Origin of the sequence: Corynebacterium sp. KPL2825, from assembly GCF_037908445.1 — a bacterium.
GTDB lineage: Bacteria > Actinomycetota > Actinomycetes > Mycobacteriales > Mycobacteriaceae > Corynebacterium > Corynebacterium kefirresidentii.
The window spans coordinates 1-20,623 of the sequence record NZ_JBBMGI010000012.1; the positions used below are offsets into that span (position 1 = coordinate 1).

Annotated in this window: 20 protein-coding genes; 10 read left to right on the forward strand and 10 right to left on the reverse strand. The window is 57.9% G+C overall.

Annotation, left to right across the window (positions count from 1 at the left end; genetic code table 11):
- Nucleotides 1-232: 232 nt before the first annotated feature.
- From WMQ00_RS09685 to WMQ00_RS09700, 4 genes are all read right to left on the reverse strand, one after another.
- Entirely contained in the window at nt 233-484 is a 252-nt protein-coding gene (locus WMQ00_RS09685; RefSeq protein ID WP_340440987.1) for a hypothetical protein, read from the reverse strand.
- A 396-nt stretch (nt 485-880) separates the two neighbouring features.
- Nucleotides 881-1,474, reverse strand: coding sequence for a recombinase family protein (locus tag WMQ00_RS09690; protein ID WP_284799022.1), 594 nt, complete (start codon nt 1,472-1,474; stop codon nt 881-883).
- 343 nt (nt 1,475-1,817) lie between these two features.
- Nucleotides 1,818-3,272 (reverse strand): glyceraldehyde-3-phosphate dehydrogenase, encoded by a 1,455-nt coding sequence (locus WMQ00_RS09695; protein ID WP_023021928.1) that lies wholly within the window; start codon nt 3,270-3,272, stop codon nt 1,818-1,820.
- A gap of 64 nt (nt 3,273-3,336) precedes the next feature.
- Nucleotides 3,337-4,320 carry a nitronate monooxygenase gene (locus WMQ00_RS09700; protein ID WP_248099084.1) on the reverse strand — a complete coding sequence of 328 codons (984 nt, stop codon included), beginning with the start codon at nt 4,318-4,320 and terminating at the stop codon, nt 3,337-3,339.
- Nucleotides 4,321-4,355: 35 nt separating this feature from the next.
- On the opposite strand from WMQ00_RS09700, the gene pth reads away from it, so the two are divergent.
- Nucleotides 4,356-5,003, forward strand: coding sequence for an aminoacyl-tRNA hydrolase (gene pth / locus WMQ00_RS09705; RefSeq protein ID WP_340440988.1), 648 nt, complete (start codon nt 4,356-4,358; stop codon nt 5,001-5,003).
- Here pth and WMQ00_RS09710 read toward each other — a convergent pair.
- Both WMQ00_RS09710 and WMQ00_RS09715 read right to left on the reverse strand, forming a co-directional pair.
- Nucleotides 5,000-5,692, reverse strand: coding sequence for a potassium channel family protein (locus WMQ00_RS09710; RefSeq protein ID WP_023021931.1), 693 nt, complete (start codon nt 5,690-5,692; stop codon nt 5,000-5,002). The two genes, pth and WMQ00_RS09710, sit on opposite strands and share 4 nt — an antisense overlap.
- Entirely contained in the window at nt 5,685-7,037 is a 1,353-nt protein-coding gene (locus tag WMQ00_RS09715) for a TrkH family potassium uptake protein (protein ID WP_023021932.1), read from the reverse strand. The genes WMQ00_RS09710 and WMQ00_RS09715 overlap by 8 nt, the downstream gene beginning before the upstream one ends.
- Before the next feature lie 80 nt (nt 7,038-7,117).
- Between WMQ00_RS09715 and WMQ00_RS09720 the strand changes: the two genes are divergently transcribed.
- The gene (locus WMQ00_RS09720) at nt 7,118-7,954 is read left to right on the forward strand and encodes an SDR family NAD(P)-dependent oxidoreductase (RefSeq protein WP_239207998.1); all 837 of its coding nucleotides are present in this window, start codon (nt 7,118-7,120) and stop codon (nt 7,952-7,954) included.
- A gap of 24 nt (nt 7,955-7,978) precedes the next feature.
- Complete coding sequence (locus tag WMQ00_RS09725; protein WP_239207997.1) at nt 7,979-9,613, forward strand: peptide chain release factor 3; 1,635 nt, start codon at nt 7,979-7,981, stop codon at nt 9,611-9,613.
- Between the two features lie 82 nt (nt 9,614-9,695).
- On the opposite strand, the gene WMQ00_RS09730 is transcribed toward WMQ00_RS09725, so the two are convergent.
- Together WMQ00_RS09730 and WMQ00_RS09735 are read right to left on the reverse strand one after the other, a co-directional pair.
- Nucleotides 9,696-11,261: an aspartate-alanine antiporter-like transporter gene (locus WMQ00_RS09730; protein ID WP_259824448.1), complete on the reverse strand. Its 1,566-nt coding sequence runs from the start codon at nt 11,259-11,261 to the stop codon at nt 9,696-9,698.
- A 152-nt stretch (nt 11,262-11,413) separates the two neighbouring features.
- Nucleotides 11,414-12,283, reverse strand: coding sequence for a patatin-like phospholipase family protein (locus WMQ00_RS09735; protein WP_259824449.1), 870 nt, complete (start codon nt 12,281-12,283; stop codon nt 11,414-11,416).
- 25 nt (nt 12,284-12,308) lie between these two features.
- On the opposite strand from WMQ00_RS09735, the gene WMQ00_RS09740 reads away from it, so the two are divergent.
- From WMQ00_RS09740 to WMQ00_RS09750, 3 genes are read left to right on the forward strand one after another with little or no spacing between them, the layout of a single operon-like run.
- The gene (locus tag WMQ00_RS09740) at nt 12,309-12,650 is read left to right on the forward strand and encodes a hypothetical protein (RefSeq protein ID WP_234288113.1); all 342 of its coding nucleotides are present in this window, start codon (nt 12,309-12,311) and stop codon (nt 12,648-12,650) included.
- Between the two features lie 11 nt (nt 12,651-12,661).
- Nucleotides 12,662-13,039 carry a hypothetical protein gene (locus WMQ00_RS09745; protein ID WP_200287902.1) on the forward strand — a complete coding sequence of 126 codons (378 nt, stop codon included), beginning with the start codon at nt 12,662-12,664 and terminating at the stop codon, nt 13,037-13,039.
- A gap of 20 nt (nt 13,040-13,059) precedes the next feature.
- On the forward strand, nt 13,060-13,599 hold the full coding sequence (locus WMQ00_RS09750; RefSeq protein ID WP_200287904.1) for a gamma carbonic anhydrase family protein: 540 nt from the start codon (nt 13,060-13,062) through the stop codon (nt 13,597-13,599).
- Here WMQ00_RS09750 and WMQ00_RS09755 read toward each other — a convergent pair.
- Nucleotides 13,596-14,249: a hypothetical protein gene (locus WMQ00_RS09755; protein WP_200287906.1), complete on the reverse strand. Its 654-nt coding sequence runs from the start codon at nt 14,247-14,249 to the stop codon at nt 13,596-13,598. The genes WMQ00_RS09750 and WMQ00_RS09755 overlap by 4 nt on opposite strands.
- A gap of 231 nt (nt 14,250-14,480) precedes the next feature.
- On the opposite strand from WMQ00_RS09755, the gene WMQ00_RS09760 reads away from it, so the two are divergent.
- From WMQ00_RS09760 to WMQ00_RS09770, 3 genes are read left to right on the forward strand one after another with little or no spacing between them, the layout of a single operon-like run.
- Complete coding sequence (locus tag WMQ00_RS09760) at nt 14,481-16,859, forward strand: MMPL family transporter (RefSeq protein ID WP_239207994.1); 2,379 nt, start codon at nt 14,481-14,483, stop codon at nt 16,857-16,859.
- The gene (locus WMQ00_RS09765; RefSeq protein ID WP_340440989.1) at nt 16,852-17,451 is read left to right on the forward strand and encodes a TetR/AcrR family transcriptional regulator; all 600 of its coding nucleotides are present in this window, start codon (nt 16,852-16,854) and stop codon (nt 17,449-17,451) included. Before WMQ00_RS09760 ends, WMQ00_RS09765 begins: the two co-directional genes overlap by 8 nt.
- A gap of 42 nt (nt 17,452-17,493) precedes the next feature.
- Nucleotides 17,494-18,669, forward strand: a complete 1,176-nt coding sequence (locus WMQ00_RS09770) for a DUF6882 domain-containing protein (protein WP_239207992.1) — start codon at nt 17,494-17,496, stop codon at nt 18,667-18,669.
- Here the strand turns inward: WMQ00_RS09770 and WMQ00_RS09775 are convergent.
- The gene (locus WMQ00_RS09775; RefSeq protein ID WP_340440990.1) at nt 18,646-19,689 is read right to left on the reverse strand and encodes a 3-hydroxyisobutyryl-CoA hydrolase; all 1,044 of its coding nucleotides are present in this window, start codon (nt 19,687-19,689) and stop codon (nt 18,646-18,648) included. The genes WMQ00_RS09770 and WMQ00_RS09775 overlap by 24 nt on opposite strands.
- 68 nt (nt 19,690-19,757) lie before the next feature.
- On the opposite strand from WMQ00_RS09775, the gene WMQ00_RS09780 reads away from it, so the two are divergent.
- Nucleotides 19,758-20,555: a Cof-type HAD-IIB family hydrolase gene (locus WMQ00_RS09780; RefSeq protein WP_023021945.1), complete on the forward strand. Its 798-nt coding sequence runs from the start codon at nt 19,758-19,760 to the stop codon at nt 20,553-20,555.
- Nucleotides 20,556-20,623 lie beyond the last annotated feature (68 nt).

Below are 20,623 nucleotides of genomic sequence, written 5' to 3' on the forward strand. Positions count from 1 at the left end.
ATTTTGGGACCAGCACCCGCCGCAAGCAATAATAGAAATCAAGGCAAATGCCTAGGAACAAAACCCGGGGCACTTCACAACTCCGTAAGGTTTGCCGTCCCTTATCTTGTTGAAACCAACCACCGTTAATATGTCTGTGGTTTCAACTTTCCGGCACTTCTTAAAAGGTCCCCAACCTGAGCAGGAAATATGATCCATGGGCAGGCGATATTCATAGCGGTCGCCGGAGCGCTTAATTTTTTGGCGCATATTTTGTTGAAGCTTGTGAAGCACGAATGGATAGACCGTGTTTGTTCTGGTTTTTCGCCCGAGCCTTCTCCCGAAGGTAAACCAGCTTTCCATTCTTATCCGTCCACTGCGACACGATAGTGTAAGGGCCTTTATTTCCAAAGAAAGATAATTCCGAGTCGACAGAAGTGTCGAAGTTCTTCGAAGCGGCAGCTTCTGACAAGATTTCCTCCGCTGTAGAGTCATAGCTTTCCACTGTTCCTGGGATTACCCCGAAATCTTCTGTAGGGGCAGAGGTAGATGCATTGGCAGCTGGTTAAGACAAATTAGCCATTAGAAGTAGAGCAGCCATTGTCTTGCCTAGTGCGTTTTTGGTCCAGTATTTCCGCATGATAGAGTCTCCCACTCGTAGAAAATTACTTATCCTAAAAGTACCTTCTCTAATTAACGAAGGGAATGCTCATATGCGTGATATGAAATACAAACTGGATGAGTGGCCGATCTGTATCGCGAAGGTTTCATAACAGGAGAACAATCTGTGCGGAATAACTTCCCTACATATCGGGCATGTGCCAAGAGGGTGTTTTAGCGTATTTTCTGCCGTATGGCGGGACTGACAGGTGCGCAGATTTACCGATACGGCTGCACCGCCCTAGGCGTTTTTCAACGCCCGATACACCGTAGGGCGAGTGACTCCGAATTCCCGCGCCAAGGCTGCTTTCGACTCCCCCGCCAATACGCGCCGCTTAATCTCCGCCACCTGCTCTGGGCTTAGAGCAGGTTTGCGGCCTTTGAACTTGCCGGCCTTTTTCGCCAACGCAATCCCCTCCGCCTGGCGCTCGCGGATAATGGCCCGCTCAAACTCCGCGAAGCTACCGAGAATGCCGAGCATTAAATCTGCACGCGGGTCCGTGGTGCCTTTCGCAAAGATAAGATTCTCATGCAGGAAAGTAACAGTCACACCTTTGCCGGTAAGTTCATCAACAATCCCGCGCAGATCTGTCAGCGAACGGGCGAGGCGGTCAATCGACGACACGACGAGCTCGTCACCGTCGCGCACATAGGTCATGCACTCCCTCAGTCCAGGGCGTGCAGTTTTAGTGCGGCCGGAAATCTTATCCTCAAAGAACCGGTCAATCCTGCCGGAAGCATTGAGTAGTTCTTTCTGGCGCTGATTATTTTGCTCCACTGTGGAAACCCGGATATAGCCCACCCGCTGCCCACGCGAACCAGAGCTTTTGGCCATTAGTCTTCGCCCCGCGAGGGTGTAAAGGCAGCATTCTCCTGTTCTATGACCGCATCACGATACGACTCGATTGCATCCGAGAGGGCATAAAGCTGAATGCCGTCGAGAGCATCAGCGTCAGCAAGTAAAGATGAAGTGCCCCAAGCAGCATAGCTAACCCCCGACGTGTCTACTTTCCGGGGTCGGGCCCCAGCTACACCGGCTGGGGTGCCCCAACCATTCAATCAGCATCCAAGAAAACCAAATCTAACCCCACCAACACGCTGAATCACAAACGTTTAGCCCTAAGCCCTGGAAAACGACTTAAGCCCGCGGATAACCGCGGGCTTAAAATCATTGAGCCTTAAAGCTCAGCAGGAGAAACGCGCTTCGGCAGAACAACCGGGCGGGTACCCGCCAGCTCTTCTACGATGCGTACTACCTGGTTGGAGTAACCGAACTCGTTGTCGTACCACACATAAAGCACGAGGTGCTTGCCGGAGGCGATGGTGGCAACACCGTCGACAATGCCAGCGTGGGTATTGCCGATGAAGTCAGAGGAAACAACCTCTGGGGAGGCGATATAGGAAATCTGCTGACGCAAGTCAGAGTGCAGCGAAACGTTGCGCAGGAAGTCGTTGACCTCTTCGCGGTCTACTTCCTTTTCCAGTTCAAGGTTAAGCACGGCCATAGACACGTCCGGGGTAGGAACGCGGATGGCGTTGCCGGTGAGCTTGCCTTCGAACTCCGGCAGGGCCTTAGACACAGCCTTAGCTGCACCGGTGGCGGTAAGCACCATGTTCAGGCCCGCGGCGCGGCCACGGCGATCACCCTTGTGGTAGTTATCGATGAGGTTCTGGTCATTGGTAAACGAGTGCGCCGTTTCCACGTGGCCGTGGGTTACGCCGTAGCGGTCATTGATGACCTTGAGTACTGGGGTGATGCCGTTGGTGGTGCAGGACGCGGCGGAGAGGATCTGGTCCTCATCGGTAATCTTTTCGTTATTGATGCCGTAGACGATGTTCTTGATATCGCCCTTGCCCGGTGCAGTCAAAAGCACACGAGAGATACCCTTGGCCTTGAGGTGCTGAGACAAGCCCTCGCGGTCGCGCCACGCGCCGGTGTTATCTACCAAGATGGCGTTGTTGATGCCATAAGAGGTGTAGTCAATCTCGGACGGATCGTTAGCGTAGATCATCTGGATCTTGGTGCCATTGGCCCAGATGACCTCATTTTCCTCATCCACGGAGATGGTGCCGTTGAAGGCGCCGTGGACGGAATCGCGGCGCAGCAAGGAGGCGCGCTTGAGGATGTCCCCATCGCCCTTCTTGCGCAGGACGATGCCGCGCAGGCGGACTCCACCATAGGCTGCCTCGCGGGCGACGAGCAGGCGGGCAAGCAGTCGGCCGATGCGACCAAAGCCATAGAGGACGACGTCGGTGGTTTCCAAATCCACGCCTGCACCGACGATCTCGCATAGCTCGCCTTCCAGGTACATGCGGAGGTTTTCCTCGTTGGACTCCTCCCAGCCCAGTACCAAGCGGCCCAGGTCAACGCTGGCGGCGCCTAGGTTCATGTCCGCCAATTCCACCAGGATTGGCAGGGTCTCCGCCGTGGACAGGTGGCGCTGCGCAATGCGGCGGCCGTAGCGGTGGGACTTGATGATGTCGATATCCGTCTGGCCCACCAGCGGGCGGCCGAAGATGGTGGTGACAACGTTATTGTTGCGGTGCAGCTGGTGGATGAGTGGAATCATCTGCTGCGCCAGCTCGAGGCGCTCGTTCCAATCATCATGGCCAACATGTGCGTTCGCAGTCACGAAATTCATTCCTTTTCTGTCACGGGGGTGGCATTAAATCTTCAAACCTAAATATTAGCGCCTACTAGTGTGGGTTTTGGCATAGTCGGTTAAGGATGTCGGCCACAGTACCCCCGTTTATTTTGCCTACCTCTGTACCTACGAGGCAGTAGGATACGGCATCATCGTGCTGCGCACGGCGTTTCTTTAGGACCGGATTCAAAAGTGGGTAGACCGGGGGCAAGTCAGGGTGTCTCCGGGTGTACTCGGTCTCCAAACCGCGGGCGAAGCGGCCTGAGAATGCACGGGTGGAAACGGTTTTCCCACCACGGCGAAGAAGCTGCCGGTTATAGTCGCTCGTGCCAGCCTCGGCAGCGAGCAAAAAGGCGGACCCGCAAGAGCAGGCGGCAACTCCGCTCCAGGACATAGCGTTGGCTACATCAGCCGCGGTGCGCAGGCCACCGGCTGCGATAAGGGGAAGTTCTGGAGAAGCGGCGCGCACATCGGCTACTAGCTCTTCTAAGCCCCGGGAATCCGGGGTTGCGGAAAGCTCCCAGGTTCCGCGGTGTCCACCAGCGGCCGGACCTTGGACGCACAGCACGTCAACGCCGCCACGTGCGGCCGCAATTGCCTCCGCAGGGGTGGTAACGGTGGTCCATGCCTCTGCTCCTGCGGCATGAATTTGCTCTAGGTGACCAGCGTTAAAGGTTCCAAACATGGACCACACCACCCGGGCGCCGCCGCGCAGGGCTAGCTCCAGCTTTTCTTCATAGCCAAAGGCATAGTCGGGCTCGGGTAGCGACTGGTTTTCTGCTTGAGCCAGCTCGCGTGCAGCTGCCAAGTACGGCTCGGTAAGTGGATCTTGAGGGCAAAAGAGGTTCACCCCGAACGGAATTCCGGCGCACTGTTCTATCTGTGTGCGAGCAGAGTCGATGCTGGCAGAGCCCAAACCTAGGGTGCCGAAAGACCCAGCCGCATAGGCTGCGTGCACTAGTTCCGGGGTGGTGGGACCGCCGGCCATGGGCGCGGGAATTACGCTACGGGAAAGGGAGCTAATAACCTGACTCATACCACCCCACCCTACCGAGAGAGGAAGCTAGCGCAGTGGCAGATTTAGGAGATTTTTTCGCGCGGATCTTTGGCTCGAAGGATAAGCCGCAACTAGGACTCACACCGTCCGAGCTTGAGGCGGAATGGCTTGTCGTGGGCTTGGGCAACCCCGGCGCGAAATATGCCGCTACCCGCCACAATGTGGGCTATATGGCCATCGATGATCTCCTCGCAGCCGGTGGAGATGTCCTCGAACCGGTGCGCGGGATGGATGTCCAGGCAGCTCCGCTTAATTGGGAGGGCCATAAAGTACTTGCCGTGCGTTCGGGCACCTTTATGAACCTGTCGGGGGATCCTGTAGCACCGCTAGCGCAGCAATTAGGAATCGCTCCAGACCATGTGATTGTCCTCCACGATGAGCTCGATCTGCCGGCCAATAAAATCCGTCTCAAGCAGGGTGGCAATGAAAACGGGCACAACGGACTCAAGTCCCTCACCGAGCGCTTAGGCACGCGCGACTACTTGCGTGTACGAATTGGCATTGCGCGGCCGCCCAAGGGCTCGTCGATTCCGGACTACGTGCTTGGCCCAGTTGATGCCGGCACGGGATTCGACACCGCCATTGCTACCGCGGCCGAATCCGCCCGACTCATCGTCACCGAGGGGCTAGGCAAGGCCCAAAACCAGATTCACTCGCGTTAACACTGGGAGAATTTCTCTAGGGCCTGCGGGCTGCCGGCGGCGACGATGAAATCGGTGGGGGCAAGTTCGGTGGCGTCGGCAAGCGGGGCCCACTGCCCTTCCGCACAACGCACCGAAACCAATTGCACGCGGTGGGTGCGCCAGATGGCGGAAAGGTCGAGCGGTCGGCCCACCAATGAGCTAGGAACGGCCATTTGGGTCACGCCATAGTCGGTGGCAATCTCCGCAAAATCCCGGAAACGCCCGCCCAAAAGGTAGGCCACGCGGCGGCCCGTATCTCGCTCTGGCCGGATGACGTGGTGGGTGCCAATCTGGCTCAAAATGCGCGCATGCGCCTCTGAATCTGCCTTGGCCCAGATATCTTTCACCCCCAGCTCCACCAGGTTAGATGCGGTAAGAATGGAGTCTTCTAGGTGGGAGCCGATAGCAACGATGACGCGCTCGACTTCCTCCACGCCCAGCTGACGTAAGGCTTCCGGGTCAGTAGTATCTGCTGCAATGGTCTCAGTGAGGTAAGGCGCTTCCTCGCGCACGCGCTTTTCGCTGGAGTCGATGCCAAGGACCTCAACGCCATTGGCCATCAACTCATGGGCTAGCGAGGAGCCAAAGCGTCCCAAGCCGATGACGACGACGGGTGGAATATCGATGCCGGCGCGGGTGCGGCCCAGCGCCTTGAGAATATTAGCCAAGGAACGGCCTTTCTTCGGGATAGCTAAAACGCCGACTTACGGTTTTTGCCGCCAGCGCCGCTACCAAGGTGGTTGGGCCAACACGGCCCAGGTACATGATGAGGCACAGCACTATCTGCGAGGGTGCAGATAGGCTGGCGGTAATTCCGGTGGACAAACCCACCGTAGCGAATGCGGAGAGTACTTCGAAAGAGACTTGGTCACCACTGAATTCCGGATCAAAAAAGCGCAGGGCCGCCACGCCGAGTGTGACCACCATGACTCCGGCAAAGCTCAAAGCCAGGGCCTGGCGGGTTACCGAGCGCGGAAGGCTGCGGTGCCCGATGGTCGTGGTTTCGCGCCCAGTGAACTCAGCCGCCATCGCCGCCAAGAGCACGCACGCGGTGGTGACCTTGATGCCGCCGGCGGTACCGGCAGACCCGCCGCCGATGAACATCAAAATATCGGTGCCCATCAGGGTAATGGGGTGAGCCTGCCCGTAATCGATGGCATTAAAGCCGGCCGTGCGCGGAGATGCACTGGCAAAGAAAGAGTTGAGCAATTTTTCTCCCAGCGACATGGACGACAACAGTCCGGTCCATTCCATGCAGGCGAAAAAGACCGCACCCGCTACCAAGAGCACGGTCGTAGCAACCAGAGTCATGCGCGCGGTAATGGAGATGCGGTGGACCACGTAACGGTTGCGGCGCACGAGGCGCACCAGCTCCGCCCATACCGGAAATCCCAAGCCGCCACCGATCAGTGCGGCGGCTAAGGGCAGCAGAATCCAGGCATCTGCAACAAAGGGCACTAGGTTATCGCTGTTGGTGCTAAATCCCGCGTTATTGAATGCAGAAATGGCGTGAAAGATGCCTTCCCATACCGCGCGCGGAAAGGAATGACCATAGCCAATCATCAACCGCGCAGCCACGATGAGAGCGATGATGATCTCTGCCACGGCGGTAAAGGCAAAGGTAAAAATCAGCGTCTTGCGAATTCCGCCAGGAGCAATGGGGCGCCCCTCATAGGCGCCCGTTTTGCGTGCTTTGAAGCTAATCCGGCCGGTAAAAAGCAGGCCGGATAGCGAGGCCAGGGACATGATGCCCAAGCCACCCAGTTGGATGAGTGCCAAGATGATCACTTGGCCGGCCGGGCTCCAAAAACTACCGGTATCCACCACGATAAGTCCGGTTAGCGATACCGCAGACGTAGCGGTAAAAAGCGCAGACAGAAAAGAAGCGCGGGCGGTGCCGGCCTCGGCGAACGGTAGCATGAGCAAAACCGTTCCCAGCAAAATGAGCAAAAGAAAGCCGGCGGCGGTTAAGCGCGCCGGTCCCCACTGCCGTATGGAAAGCAGATGTTTCACGAGCGGAAGTATAGACCTGCTTGGGGTGCAAGGAAACTGCTAGCAGGCACCACCCCCGCCGCGAAGTTAAGATTGGGGCTATGACTTCGCCACATAGCACTGCCAAGACGATTGTGATTACGGGCGCATCGGGCGGGCTGGGCGCCGCGGCCGCACGCCAGTTGCACCGCACCCGCCCGCAAGACAACCTGGTTATTATTGGCCGCAACCCGGAAAAGACTCGCGCGGTGGCACAGGAAGTGGGCGGCCAGTACTTCCTTGCCGATTTCGAGTCTTTGGGGCAGGTGCGCCGCCTGGCTGGAGAGTTGAGCGAGCTGGAGCATATCCATGCGCTAGGCAATAATGCTGGCGGCATTTTCGATGGCCCCTCCACCACTGCTGATGGATTTGAGCGCACCTGGCAGGTCAACGTGGTTGCGCCTTTCCTGTTGACCTCTTTGCTGCGCGAGAAGCTGCGCGCAGATTCTGCCAACGTGGTCCAGACCGCTTCGCTGGCCAATTTTCTCATGTCCTACTTTGAGCCAAACTATCCCGATACTGTGGAGCGCTTTAGCCCCGAGCGTGCTTATGGCAACGCGAAGTTGGGGGATATCCTGCTTACCCGCTATTTCGATGCCCACGGGCTTAATGCAGTCTCTTTCCACCCGGGCGTGCTGGCCACGGACTTCTCCAAGTCCTCGACTGGCATGATGTCCAAAATATATTCCGGACTGATCGGCAAAACCTTTGGCAAGCCTGCCGAAGGCGGCGATAACCTCGCTTACTACCTGACCGGCACGGAAGGCATCCACTTCGAATCCGGCGAATACTACAACGACAAGCGCAAACCCGGCCTGCAGCGTCCCATTGCGAAGAAGCTATCGGTAGCCCGCCGCGTCTTTGATGATTTGGGGCGCCGCCTCAATGTGGAGTGGTAGCGCAAACCCACTAGACTATGCCGCATGAGTTCTGTCGTTTCTGAGGCCTCGCGCCGCCGCACGTTTGCCGTCATCGCCCACCCGGATGCTGGTAAGTCCACGCTGACGGAGGCGCTGGCGCTACACGCACACGTTATTAACGAGGCCGGCGCGGTCCACGGCAAGGGCAACCGCAAGTCCACCGTGTCTGACTGGATGGACATGGAGAAGGACCGCGGTATTTCCGTGGCTTCCTCAGCGCTGCAGTTCGAGTATGCGCCCGAGGGACACGAGGGCGAGCCCTACATGATCAACCTGGTTGATACCCCAGGCCACGCGGACTTTTCGGAAGACACCTACCGCGTGCTCACCGCGGTAGATGCGGCAGTCATGCTTATCGACGCCGCCAAGGGCCTCGAGCCCCAGACCCTCAAGCTCTTCCGCGTCTGCAAGGCCCGCGGCTTGCCCATCGTCACCGTGATCAATAAGTGGGACCGTGTAGGCCGCGAGCCCTTGGAGCTCGTCGATGAGATCGTCAACGAAATCCAGCTGCAGCCCACTCCGCTGTACTGGCCGGTGGGCATAGCCGGTGATTTCCGCGGTCTGGCGCATATCAATGACGACGGCGAGGCCGATGAGTATATCCATTTTATCCGCACCGCTGGCGGTTCCACCATTGCTCCAGAAGAGCACTTCGATCCGGATGCCGCCGGTGAGAAGGAAGCAGATGTATGGGAAACCGCGGTCGAAGAGGCCGAGCTCCTCGCCGCCGATGGTGCCCTGCATGATCAGGAGCTTTTTGAGCAATGCGTGACTTCCCCACTCATTTTTGCCTCTGCGATGCTGAACTTTGGTGTGCACCAAATCCTGGATACGCTGTGTGCCATTGCCCCGGCCCCGCACTCGCGCGAATCTGATCCTAAAGCGGTTGAGGCTGCCACCAGTGCTATCGATGAGGTCCGCGAAGTAAGCGATGATTTCTCCGGCGTCGTCTTTAAGGTTCAGGCAGGCATGGACCAAAAGCACCGCGATAATTTGGCCTTCATGCGCGTGGTCTCCGGCGAGTTTGAGCGCGGCATGCAGGTGCACCACGCCCAGTCTGGCCGCAGCTTTTCCACCAAGTATGCCCTGACCGTCTTCGGCCGCACACGCGATACCGTGGACACCGCCTATCCCGGCGATATCGTGGGTCTGGTCAACGCCGGCTCACTCGCCCCTGGTGACACCATCTATTCCGGCAAAAAGGTCCAGTTCAAGCCGATGCCACAATTCGCCCCGGAGGCTTTCCAGATTCTGCGCGCGAAGTCGCTGGGCAAGTACAAGGCCTTCCGCAAGGGCCTGGATCAGCTAGCAGCCGAGGGCGTGGTTCAGATTCTCAAGAACGAAGCCCGTGGCGATGCCTCGCCGGTCATGGCGGCGGTCGGCCCCATGCAGTTCGAGGTTATGCAGGCCCGCATGGAGTTCGAATACAACGTGGAAACCGTCACCGAGCCTATCCCCTATTCCGTAGCTCGCCGCACCGATGCCGAATCCGCCCCAGAGCTTGGCCGTCAGCGTGGCGTGGAAATTTTCACCCGCCAAGACGGCGAGCTCATCGCGCTCTTTGGTGACAAGTGGAAGCTCGCCTTCATTGAGAAAGAACACCCAGAGCTGACCATGGAAACGCTGGTGGCGGATTAAAGCAGCACTGCTTTCTTTTCTCTACAAGACAAGCAAAAGGCCGCTTCCCATTCTTGGGAAGCGGCCTTGTTCGGTTGCCCGGTTAAAGCATCAACATCACTGGGACAACGGCGATTTTGACCACCTGTGCCACCACAATCGTGGCGGCGTAGCCGATCATAATACGTGAGTCGGAGCTAAGCCCCGTGGCGTAATTGACTACGGCTGGCTGGGCAAAAATGCCGGAGAGTCCGCCGACGGTGCGAGTTTCAGATTGCCCCATGAAGCGATTCGCCACGGCGAAAAACACAGCAGCCACCGAGGTAACAATGGCAGCAAGGATCATGCACTTCAGCCCCATCCAGGAGAATGCGGTGGACAGGAATGCCTCACCAGAAGATAGGCCCACGGATGCCAAGAAGATGACGAGGCCCCACTGCTGGAAGGCGGTATTAATGGAGGCCGGAACCTGCCACGGGATGCGGCGGGTGCGGTGCAGCGCGCCGAGGATCAGGCCGGTAATCAGCGGTCCGAGTGCAAAGCCCAGTTCGAAGGAAGCGCCTCCCGGCATCGGTACTACGACCTGGCCGAGCAGGTAGCCCAAGAAAAGACCGCCGCCTAGTGCCACCCAGTTCAACTCGGAGTAGGACTTAACGGAGTCACCGAAGTAATCCCGGATATCGCCCAAACGGTCAAACTTCACGATGAGCTCCAGCGTATCGCCAGAGGCCAAGTGGGTTTCATTATTGGCTAGGAACTCCTCGTCGCCACGCTGTACGCGCACGATGCGGCCGCCATAGCGAGAAAACAGGTTCAACTCCTCTACGGTGCGACCGGCAATATCCTGGTTAGATACCGCCACGGTTTCGATGACCAGGCGCTTATCCACGAACGGAGTCTGCGGCTGGCGCTTGCCCAGCATTTGGGTGAGCTCACGGGCCTTAGCCTTGGTGACCATCACGCGCAGGATATCGCCCTTGTGCAATTCGGGGCGATCGCCGGCAACCCGGACCTTATTACCGCGGCGAATGGTAGCGATAACAAAGTGATCCTTGAACTGTTCTTCCAAATCATCGTAGTTCACGTCTTTGGTAACGCGAATGGTGCGGGAACGGAAGATCTTGGAGGCAGAATTGTCCTTATCGTGCTTGGCGGGCCAATTCTGCTTGAGCAGGAATGCCACGACCAAAATGGCCACCGCCACGCCCACGGGATAGCCCAGCGAGTAGCCCACGGCGGGTAGCTCTTCACCGGTTTGTTGCTGGGCAACTGCCAGCGACGGCGTCGAGGTCGTGGCGCCGGCAAATACACCAACGGAAGCCAAGGTATCCAGCCCCAGCATGCCACCAAAGAGGAGGGCTGCGCCCGCAGCCACCACAATCGCAATGGCCGCCGTGAGCATGTGCTTCATCTGCTTGGAAAAGCCCTTGAAGAAGCGCTCACCAGCGGAGAGCCCCTGCATATAAATAAAGAGTCCCAAGCCCAGCTCTTGCAGGGAGCTTAGGATGTCTTTGTCCAGGTCAATAAACGAGCCGAGGGCCAAACCCACAAAAAGCGTGCCGGCCGCGCCAAAGCGCAGCGGCCCGAAAGGAATCATGCCAAATAACGTGCCGAGCAGCACTATGAAAAAGATGCTCAGCCATATATTTCCATCAAAAATTGCTAACACGCTGGAATAGTTTAGGCATTTTCCAGCAAAGTGCCACGTGAAAGACACTTTCTTCAAAGCCTGCACTCGGCATCGCTACTGCTTAGACCAGTTTCACCGTCGACCGACCACCCCCAGCAGCGGTACATCTCACAGCAACTATCCAAAGTGAACTAGTCGAGGAGGAATTCCTTCCACCGCGGCCACTCCGTATAGGTCTGGGCTTTGCCCGCCTGATAATTCGCGCTCAGCTTGTGCACATTGCGCTCGGTAGAGACGACCTGCATGTCCTCCGGAAAAAATAGCTGGGCCTTGCCTTGGCGTTCCAATTCCACAAGGCGGTCCTTGGCGGCATTGTAGATAGCGGGGCGGGCTATCAGGGCGTCGGCAATAGCGGGGTACCTGCGGAAGATGCGGCGGATTAAGGCCGGGCGCGCCACCTCAGGACGTACATACCCACGCGGCTTAGTACCGATGAAAAGGAACTTCTCGTAGCCGGCCTCCTCCGCTTGCGCGATGGTAATGCCGCCGGAAGAGCCTAAAGCGCCGTCGACATAGGGAGCGCCGTCAATAAAACGCATCGGCATAATCAGCGGGAGCGTGGAAGAGGCTCGCACCCGCACAAAAAGATCCTCTGGGGTGTGGACATCCTCGCGAGTCCAATAAACGGACTCGCCGGTATCCGCCCGCGCTGCCGCCAGCACCATATCGGCCGGGTGCTCGCGGTAAGCCGTCCAATCAAAAGGCAGGTCCTTATCCGCGGCGCGCTCGTAGATATATTCCGCATTAAAATAGCCCGTTCCACGCACCAGCGACCCCACACCGCCAAAACTAGGATTCTTGGCAAAGTCCGTAAACGACTCTTCCGCACGCCGAGCATCGCGCGATAAATAATTAACGGTGTGGGATGCCCCGGCTGAAACACCGCCTACCCAACCAAAGTCCACGCCTTCTTCGATGAGCTTAACCATGCAGGCGGCGGTATAGGAATTGCGCATGCCGCCGCCTTCGATAACGAGTGCGGTGTTCTTAGCGTCAATCATGATGCCCCATACTACGCTGGACCCAATGAAGCGCATTTTCCGGCAATTACTCGCGGACGAGGAAGGCACCTTCGATATCGAAACCGGCCAGCAACCCCGCACCGGGTTTGCCTACGCCCCTACCGCAACGGCGCTACTGAAAGCAGATGAGCCCACTCCGGACGCGATACGCACAGCCCTCGCACGAGCCAGGCGAGAGGGCGCACGCTATTTCAGTACCTGGCGCCACCCAGGCGGCCCTTTAGTATTTTTTGCTACGTCGGTTACCCAAGACGAATCTCTCGCTCGCGAGCACGTTGCCGCCACGGGACAACGCACCTACTTCGATCTAGAGCGCGGCCACACCGTTACCGTGCGCGCTCACTAGGCTAGAGGCTTATGGGATTAAAAGATGCACTTGCTCGGCTCACCGGCACGCAGTCCCCGCGCTTAGCGCACCCCGATTCCACTGCCCCCACTGCCCAGGTGGAAAGGCTGGAAATCCACACCGCCGGCTCATTGATCATAGTGGTCACCAATCAGCCCGGCGCGGAGGTTCTGCGCGAGATAGCCCGCTCCCGCGAGTCGGCCACCCTGGTTTCTCCCACCGCAACGGTTCATTTCCCGGCTGCGAAGAAGGATGCCCTGCCCATCAAGGATCCCCGGCGCGGCTGGGTTATTCCGCTTACGCCCGCGCTTGCCGACGCCCTCTTAGACCACCTTCCCCGCCCCGGCGAATATGAGCTCTCCCCCGCCTTGGCTTTAGTAGTCGAATAACTTTTGAAAGGAATCCGCACATGCTCCTGTTGCCCTTTGCTGGAAAGAAGCCACGCATCCATCGCAGCGCGTGGATTGCCCCTAATGCCACCATCATTGGAGACGTTGAAATCGGCCCGGAATCCTCCGTGTTTTATGGCAGCGTGCTGCGCGGTGATGTTGGGGAAATTCGGATCGGTGCGCGGTGCAATATTCAGGACAACTGTGTCTTCCACGTGGAAGAAGATACCCCCTGCGTACTGGAAGATGATGTCACGGTGGGGCACATGGCAATGGTCCACGCCGCACACGTGGAGGTAGGTTCTTTAGTTGGGATGTCCTCCTCGCTACTTTCGCGCTGCACTATAGGTGCGGGCTCGCTTATCGCCGCCGGTGCCGTGGTACTGGAGGGCACAGAAATCCCGCCGCGCAGCCTCGCCGTCGGCGTGCCGGCCAAGGTCCGCCGCGAACTCAGCCCAGAGGAGTCGGAAGCTTTCATCCCACATGCGGCGCGCTACGTGGAGTGCGCCCAGCGCCAATCTAATGAGGCATTAAGCCTGGATGAAGTCCTCTTTGATTAGAGCGACAATACGCCCATGAGGATAAGAAAGATCGCCACGAGGTAACCACCAAAGAGCGCCACTTGGGTGCTATTGGCACGGGCAGCGGCAAAAAGCCTGCCCGCCGCCGAATCGGGATGTGCGCGCACCACAGCGATAAATAGGCCGCAGATGGTAGGCAAGGATAGAGCTAGGCTGGCATACCACACTAGGCCTCCATATTGTGCTGCTGGAGAGATATCTTCTGTGGCCAAGTGCATGAGCCCGTAATAAAAAGGCACCGAGGTCAGTGATTGCACCACACCCATCACAAAGCCGATGAGTGCCGTAATCAGCGACGGCGTGCGGAGCGGCTCTAGTAGCCGGTTGACCAAGGCGTTGGGTTTCCCTTTGGAGCGCCACGAGCCGATAGCCACGGCGATGCCAACTGCGACCAGCACCCAGCCGGCAATGGGCGAGCTCAAAATGGCCTCAATTTGATCTTTTACCCCAAGCAGCAAAAACATGACCACGGCCGCTGCAACGAGCACCCCGACCCAATCTCCTACCACCACCAATGCGGCGATGCGCCGGTACTTACCGCGGGGCAAGATGATGCCGATGGCCACAAGGATGCCAATAAGCAAGGCATTAACGGAATCCAAAAGGGCGAAACTAACGGCATGGAGCATGCCGGATAGTCTACCGCTCCACGCCGAAATCTCCGACGCTGCAGAGATTGAATGTTTTATCTCTCGAGAGCGTCAATTTATGATGCACCACACGTACCTTTGCGTACACTCAGTAATTTTGCATAGACTGTGCAATGTTTCTTATGAAATGCAATCTTTGCTCGCGGATCGCATATCCGCGCTTATCCGCGCGCATAACATTGCCCGTTCACTCGACTAGAAAGCACGCATATGTCTAAATTTCTCTACCGACTAGGAAGTTGGTCATACCGCAAGGTATGGCCCTTCCTGGCCTTTTGGCTTATCGTCTTGGTGGCCATGGTGGGCCTAACCGCCGGCTTTGCCAAGTCGCCGAACCCCAACTTCTCCATGCCGGAGATGGATTCGACCACCACCCAAGACAAGATGATGGAACGCTTTGGCCAAGACACCGATGCCATGAGCGCTCCCGAGGGCACAGTGGTTATCCAAGCACCGGAGGGCAAAGACCTCACCGATAAGCAGGTGGCCGGCGAGGTGGATAACCTCCTCGGTGACCTCAAGGACACCGGTGCGCTCAAGGACCAAGACAAGCTGGTCAGCCCGGTTATGGCCGCCGCTGGCATGGAAAAGCAAATGGGCGAAAAAATGAAGGCCCAGCACATGCCGGAGGAGCAGGTGAAGAAGAACCTGCAACAGCTCTCCCCTCTCAGCGAGGATAAAACTACCGGTACCGTCACTATTACCTTCAACTCCGACAATGTCATGGACATCCCGGAAGAGGATATGACTGCGGTAACGGATGTGTTGAACAAGTACGACGAGGGCGAGCTCACGGTCAAGTACCAGGGCAATGCTTTTAACTCCGCTGGTCAAGAGATGGGTGGCAGCGCCGAAATTATCGGCCTTATCGTTGCCGCAATCGTGCTGCTGATTACCTTCGGTTCCTTCGTCGCCGCCGGCATGCCGCTTATTTCCGCCATCATCGGTGTGGGCATCGGCATCCTTGGCGTGCAGGTTTCCACCGTATTCACGGATACCATTTCCGATATGACCCCGACCTTGGCCTCCATGATCGGCTTGGCGGTCGGCATCGATTACGCACTATTTATTGTTAACCGTTTCCGCAATGAGCTCATTACCTCCTCTGGCCTCAATGATCTTTCGCCTAAGGAACTAGCCGCAGAGCTCAAGAAGATGGATAAGGCCACCCGTGCTCACGCCATGGGCATGGCGCTGGGTACCGCGGGCGGTTCCGTCGTCTTCGCCGGCACCACCGTGGTCATTGCCTTGGCCGCTCTGACCATCATCGGCATTCCGTTCCTGGGCACCATGGCGATCGCCGCGGCAGCAACGGTCATCATCGCAGTGCTCGTTGCCAATACCTTTATCCCTGCCCTGCTGGGACTTTTGGGCACCAAGATTTTTGCCGGCCGCGTCCCCGGCCCCAAGGTGCCGGACCCAGAGGACGAAAAGCCCACCATGGGTCTGCGTTGGGTGCGCCGTGTGCGCGCCCATCCGTGGCTGCATCTTATCGCCGGCGTCGTCTTGCTGGGCATCCTGGCTGTACCATTCGCCCAGCTGCGCTTGGCCATGCCCACCGATGGCACCGCGAAGCCGGGTACCCCGCAGCGCGAGGCCTATGAGATTACGGCAGATGCCTTTGGCCCAGGCCGCAATGCGCCAATGATCGCCTTCGTTGACGTAGCTAACGTGTCCGAACAGGATCGCATGCCGGCGTTCCAAAACCTGCTGCAGGAATTCAATAGCACTTCGGGTGTAGAAAACGCCCAGATCGTGCAGACCACTGACAACGGTGATGCTGCACAGATCATGATCACGCCAACCACTGGCGCCACCGATGAAGAAACCACCGAGACCCTCAACCACCTGCGCGATTACCAGGGTGAGTTTGAAAAGACCGGCGGCTCTTATGGCATCACCGGCATCACCCCCATCTTCGATGACATTTCTGAGCGCCTCAATAACGTGCTCATTCCTTATGTAGCCATCGTGCTGGGCTTGGCCTTCATCGTCTTGATGCTGGTCTTCCGCTCCATCTGGGTACCGCTTATCGCCGCAGCCGGCTTCGCTTTGTCGATGGCCGCGACCTTCGGCATCACCGTAGCCATTTGGCAGGAGGGTATGTTCGGCATCGTCGATGACCCGCAGCCGCTTCTTTCCTTCCTGCCCATCATGCTCATCGGCCTTACCTTCGGCCTGGCCATGGACTATCAGGTTTTCTTGGTCACCCGCATGCGCGAGGGATTTGTCAATGGCAAAACGGCTGGCAACGCTACCTCCAATGGCTTTAAGCACGGCGCCCGCGTGGTAACCGCTGCGGCCCTGATTATGATTTCGGTCTTCGCCGCCTTCATTTTGATGGACGAGCCGTTTATTAAGACCATGGGCTTTGCCCTGGCTGCTGGCGTGCTTATCGACGCCTTCGTGGTCCGCATGATGATCATCCCAGCCACCATGTTCGTGCTGGATAAGAAGGCATGGTGGTTCCCGCGTTGGTTGGATAAGATCACCCCAAACATGGATATTGAGGGAGAGGCTTTGCACTCAGAGCGCGAGGAGCTCTTGCGCACCCAACGAGAAAAGGTAGGCGAAACACACCGTGACTAGTCTGCGCGAAGAAAAGAAGCGAGCTACTCGTCAGGCCATGGCCGATGCGGCAGCGCGCCTCGTCCTCGAGGGTGGCGCTGAAGCTGCCACGGTTTCAGGCATCACTGCCGCCGTCGGGGTTTCCCCGCGCACCTTCCATAACTACTTCTCCTCGGTTTCTGATCCGCTGTTGTCCTTTGGCACCAATGTGCTTGCCGAGTTTTCTAAGGAAGTGCCCACCGTCTTTCCTAACTCATCCATTTCTGAATTCTTCGAACAGGTAACGCTCGATGCCACCGAAAATGAAGGAAAAGAGTTGCATTCCATCACCTCTCTTTTCACTATCGGCGAGGCTTTAGAAAACTTGAGCCATACCACCGAAGAGCGCCAACAATTCCAGGTCGTATCCGAGCAGGTTTTGGAAGCTTTCCACCAACGCGTTCCGGATAAATCGCGCTTTGAGGTCGCGGTCATCCTCCAGGCCTGTGCGGGCGCCGCCGCGGTGAGCATGAAAGAAATCCACCGCCGCTCCCAGGCCGAAGAATCACTGAGTGCTCACGCCAAGCATGAGATAGTACGCACGGCCTTTGCTGCCGTGCGCGCCATCGACTAGCTAGCCTAATGGGCGCTTTAATCCGTATGCTCGGCAGTAGTTATGGATAAGAAAGCCCCTATATCGAGCACCGCGCATAACGCCCGCTTCATTCAGGCGGGCGTTAATGCCGCATTTCAAGACCGCATTGGGAAGGCGACCGACGTGGAATTTAATTTCCTCGGCCCCTCCACGGATGGTAAAGGCGATTTTGTCACCGATCAGCTAGTGGAGGCGAGGATAAGTTCCACGCAGCAGGTTTCTGATTTCCGTGGCGTGCGGCTAGCCGTCATTTCTGCCGACACCTGGCACTGGACCACCACGGCCACCGAGAATTGTGCTGATTTGCCACAGAGTATCTCGATGACGAGAGACCCTGAAAGCATGATTGCTTTAGCTTCCCTCATCGTGGGCAATATGCCGATACTTCGGGCCCAGCAGGGTGAGCACGTGGCTATCGTTGCGGTAGATTTTCACCCTCGCCTGGAGTTTCGCCAGGCCCTGCTGCACGGCCTGCGGCACAGCAGAGCGGACGAGGATGAAAAGGCCCCTACCCTCACCCTTGCTCGTTACTTGGACATGGACTCCACCGAGGAAGAGCCGTACGTGCATTTTTCCGATGGCACCACGGTGTGTTTCGAACCAGCCGACCACGGCGTGCACAAGATTTCCAGCATCACCCCGGGTTTTAGCGCCACCAGCATCCTCGAGGATGCCTTTTATCTCGGTGTGGAGAACCAACTCTATTTCCAGGGCCGTTTCCCCGCCGCCACAATTGACCTCGATGTAGACAAGGCCACCGCTACCGTGTCCTATCGCGGTGGGCAGTTTGCGGCGAAGGCGGTGCTTATAGCCACCATATCCGCTGAGGAATTCACCTGGGCTTGGGCCGATCCTTCGCTTAAGGACTCTGCGGCCGCCCGGTGGGCAGGCAGTTTGGCACGCTTTGGCATGAACGAGGTCGTCCCCGAGTTGGTTCGCCCACACCTTCCGCTCCAGCTGGCGCGCAGGCAACAACTGCCCCACCTGGCTTTGCCTATCCTTGGCATCTGGACGCTGGCTGGCACTACGCTTTCCGACGGCCGCGTGGGCCTCGTCCTCCTCGATGCGCCGGAGCTGCACTTGCCCAAGCCTACGCCCACCGCCACAGCGGCAACGTTAGAAGTTAGCCCTCCCGATTGGCTCGATGCAGATCGTGCCCGCGCCGCCTACGCGTCATTTCGCGGGGTGGACGTGTAGGGCGCTGCGGATGGCGTCCACGTCGACGTCGTCAAGCGCAGCTGGCTCAAACGCTGCATCGTTGGTTTTGTCTACCAAAACCGCACGCACTCCCTCGGCGAAGTCCGCCCGCCGATACATAAAGGCGCCCAGATTGGTTTCCATGTCCAGCGCCTCCCGCACGCTGCTGCACTCCTGCTCGGCGCGGAATAGCTCCATGGCTGCGACGATAGAGGTGGGGCAGGCCTGCGCAGTCAGCTCCCCTACCAGCTGCTTGAGCTCTGGGTGACTATCCAAGGCCGCGGTGATATCCTGCCAGGTCTCGTGGGAGAAGGCGTCTTCGATGGAATCAATAAGCTCAATCAAAGCGGGCTCACCCGCGGGTTCGGTGGCGTGCTGGGTTAGCGCTGCGGCCATGTCCTGCTCAATTACCGCGTGAGCAAAAGCCTCTGCGTCTGCCACGTAGTGAGTGGCCAACCCACTCCACAGGAGGTCTGCGGCGTACATGCGATACCCGGTAATACCCCAGAACTTCGCTAGCTCGGGCGAGGCCTTTCCGCGCGTTCCCACCGCGCGCTGGGCGGCATAGGCCATGCCTACGTCGGTGACGTAGCCGATATTCATCTCTGGCATAGAAGCAAAGGTCTTATCCGTAACTACTCGATGGGATCCATGGGCGGAGATACCCAGGCCACCTCCCATAGCGATGCCATCGATGAGCGCGATAACTGGCTTGGGATACTCCGCGATATCGCCGTTTAAGGTGTATTCATCCGCAAAGAACGTGTCGACTTCGCCTAATTTTCCTTCCAGGACCCTTTCGCGGGCATAGCGGACGTCACCACCGGCGCAATATGCCTTTGGGCTGGCCGAGAGAAAAAGCACCTGCTCCACCTCATCGTTTTCACGCCACTGCGCTAGCGACGCCGCGATGAGTTCTACCATCTCCGGGGTGAGGGAATTGAGAGCCTTGGGACGGTTGAGTTCAATCACTCCGGTATGGTTACGGATTGAGGACACGATGGGTGAAGCGTTGGTCATACCCCCTAGTGTGACACACAGCTCACCCCCTTAGCCACCATTGATTGATTCACAGATAGGTTCGGATTTTGCTCCCACAGCTCATCGCCCTGGATATGGACGGCACCCTACTGGACGGCAACGGCCAACTTCCACCAGATTTTTCCGCGATCAGCACCCGCGCCCGCCAGCTCGGCGTCACCCTTGTCCCTGCCTCGGGCCGCCAGCTTGCCACCCTGCAAGAAATGTTTCCGCATGAAGATACCTTCATTGCAGAAAATGGCTCCGTCGTCGTGCACGATAATCGGGTCATTAGCGCTACTACCCTGCCCACCGCGGCAGTCCGCGCTGCCGTTGCCGCTCTCCGCACTGTCGACGCCGCGCATACCGTCGTGCTGTGTACCCCAGATACCGCTTTTGTCCACAAGGGCGCCGATGAGCAGGCCCGCGCAGAAATTTCCAAGTACTACAGGTCAGTGGAATGGGTAGATGACCTCGGTGCCCTTCTCGACGCGGACATCATCAAAATCGCGGCTTACTGCGCCGACGGCAGCGAAAAGCACCTCCACCAGCCTCTCCTCGCGGCCGTTCCGGAGCACAATATCGCCATTTCCGGCGCCGTCTGGCTCGACGTCATGGCCGCGGGCGTCAATAAAGGCGAAGCGCTACACACCATGGCCGAGCTCCTCGCGGTTCCCATGTCTCGCACCGCCGCCTTCGGCGATTTCCTGAATGACTACGAGCTCCTCCGCGAGGCCGGCACTGCTATCGCAATGGAAAATGCGCACCCAAAATTGAAAGAAATCGCCGATCTCATAGCCCCACCCAATACCGAATTTGGTGTCATGACAGTCCTGCGTCAGCTTTTTGACAGCGAAGAGTCCTAGAATCGAATTTTCGTCTCCGGCCCGCGTGCCGCTTCTTTACTTCACCCTCATGGGAGAAAACCTCGTAC

Bases quoted from the DNA above. Each gene is read 5' to 3' on its own strand.
- WMQ00_RS09690 (WP_284799022.1), bottom strand. From the start codon at position 1,474: ATGGCCAAAAGCTCTGGTTCGCGTGGGCAGCGGGTGGGCTATATCCGG.
- WMQ00_RS09700 (WP_248099084.1), bottom strand. From the start codon at position 4,320: ATGAGTCAGGTTATTAGCTCCCTTTCCCGTAGCGTAATTCCCGCGCCC.
- WMQ00_RS09720 (WP_239207998.1), top strand. From the start codon at position 7,118: ATGACTTCGCCACATAGCACTGCCAAGACGATTGTGATTACGGGCGCA.
- WMQ00_RS09725 (WP_239207997.1), top strand. From the start codon at position 7,979: ATGAGTTCTGTCGTTTCTGAGGCCTCGCGCCGCCGCACGTTTGCCGTC.
- WMQ00_RS09735 (WP_259824449.1), bottom strand. From the start codon at position 12,283: ATGATTGACGCTAAGAACACCGCACTCGTTATCGAAGGCGGCGGCATG.
- WMQ00_RS09740 (WP_234288113.1), top strand. From the start codon at position 12,309: ATGAAGCGCATTTTCCGGCAATTACTCGCGGACGAGGAAGGCACCTTC.
- WMQ00_RS09745 (WP_200287902.1), top strand. From the start codon at position 12,662: ATGGGATTAAAAGATGCACTTGCTCGGCTCACCGGCACGCAGTCCCCG.
- WMQ00_RS09750 (WP_200287904.1), top strand. From the start codon at position 13,060: ATGCTCCTGTTGCCCTTTGCTGGAAAGAAGCCACGCATCCATCGCAGC.
- WMQ00_RS09755 (WP_200287906.1), bottom strand. From the start codon at position 14,249: ATGCTCCATGCCGTTAGTTTCGCCCTTTTGGATTCCGTTAATGCCTTG.
- WMQ00_RS09760 (WP_239207994.1), top strand. From the start codon at position 14,481: ATGTCTAAATTTCTCTACCGACTAGGAAGTTGGTCATACCGCAAGGTA.
- WMQ00_RS09770 (WP_239207992.1), top strand. From the start codon at position 17,494: ATGGATAAGAAAGCCCCTATATCGAGCACCGCGCATAACGCCCGCTTC.
- WMQ00_RS09775 (WP_340440990.1), bottom strand. From the start codon at position 19,689: ATGACCAACGCTTCACCCATCGTGTCCTCAATCCGTAACCATACCGGA.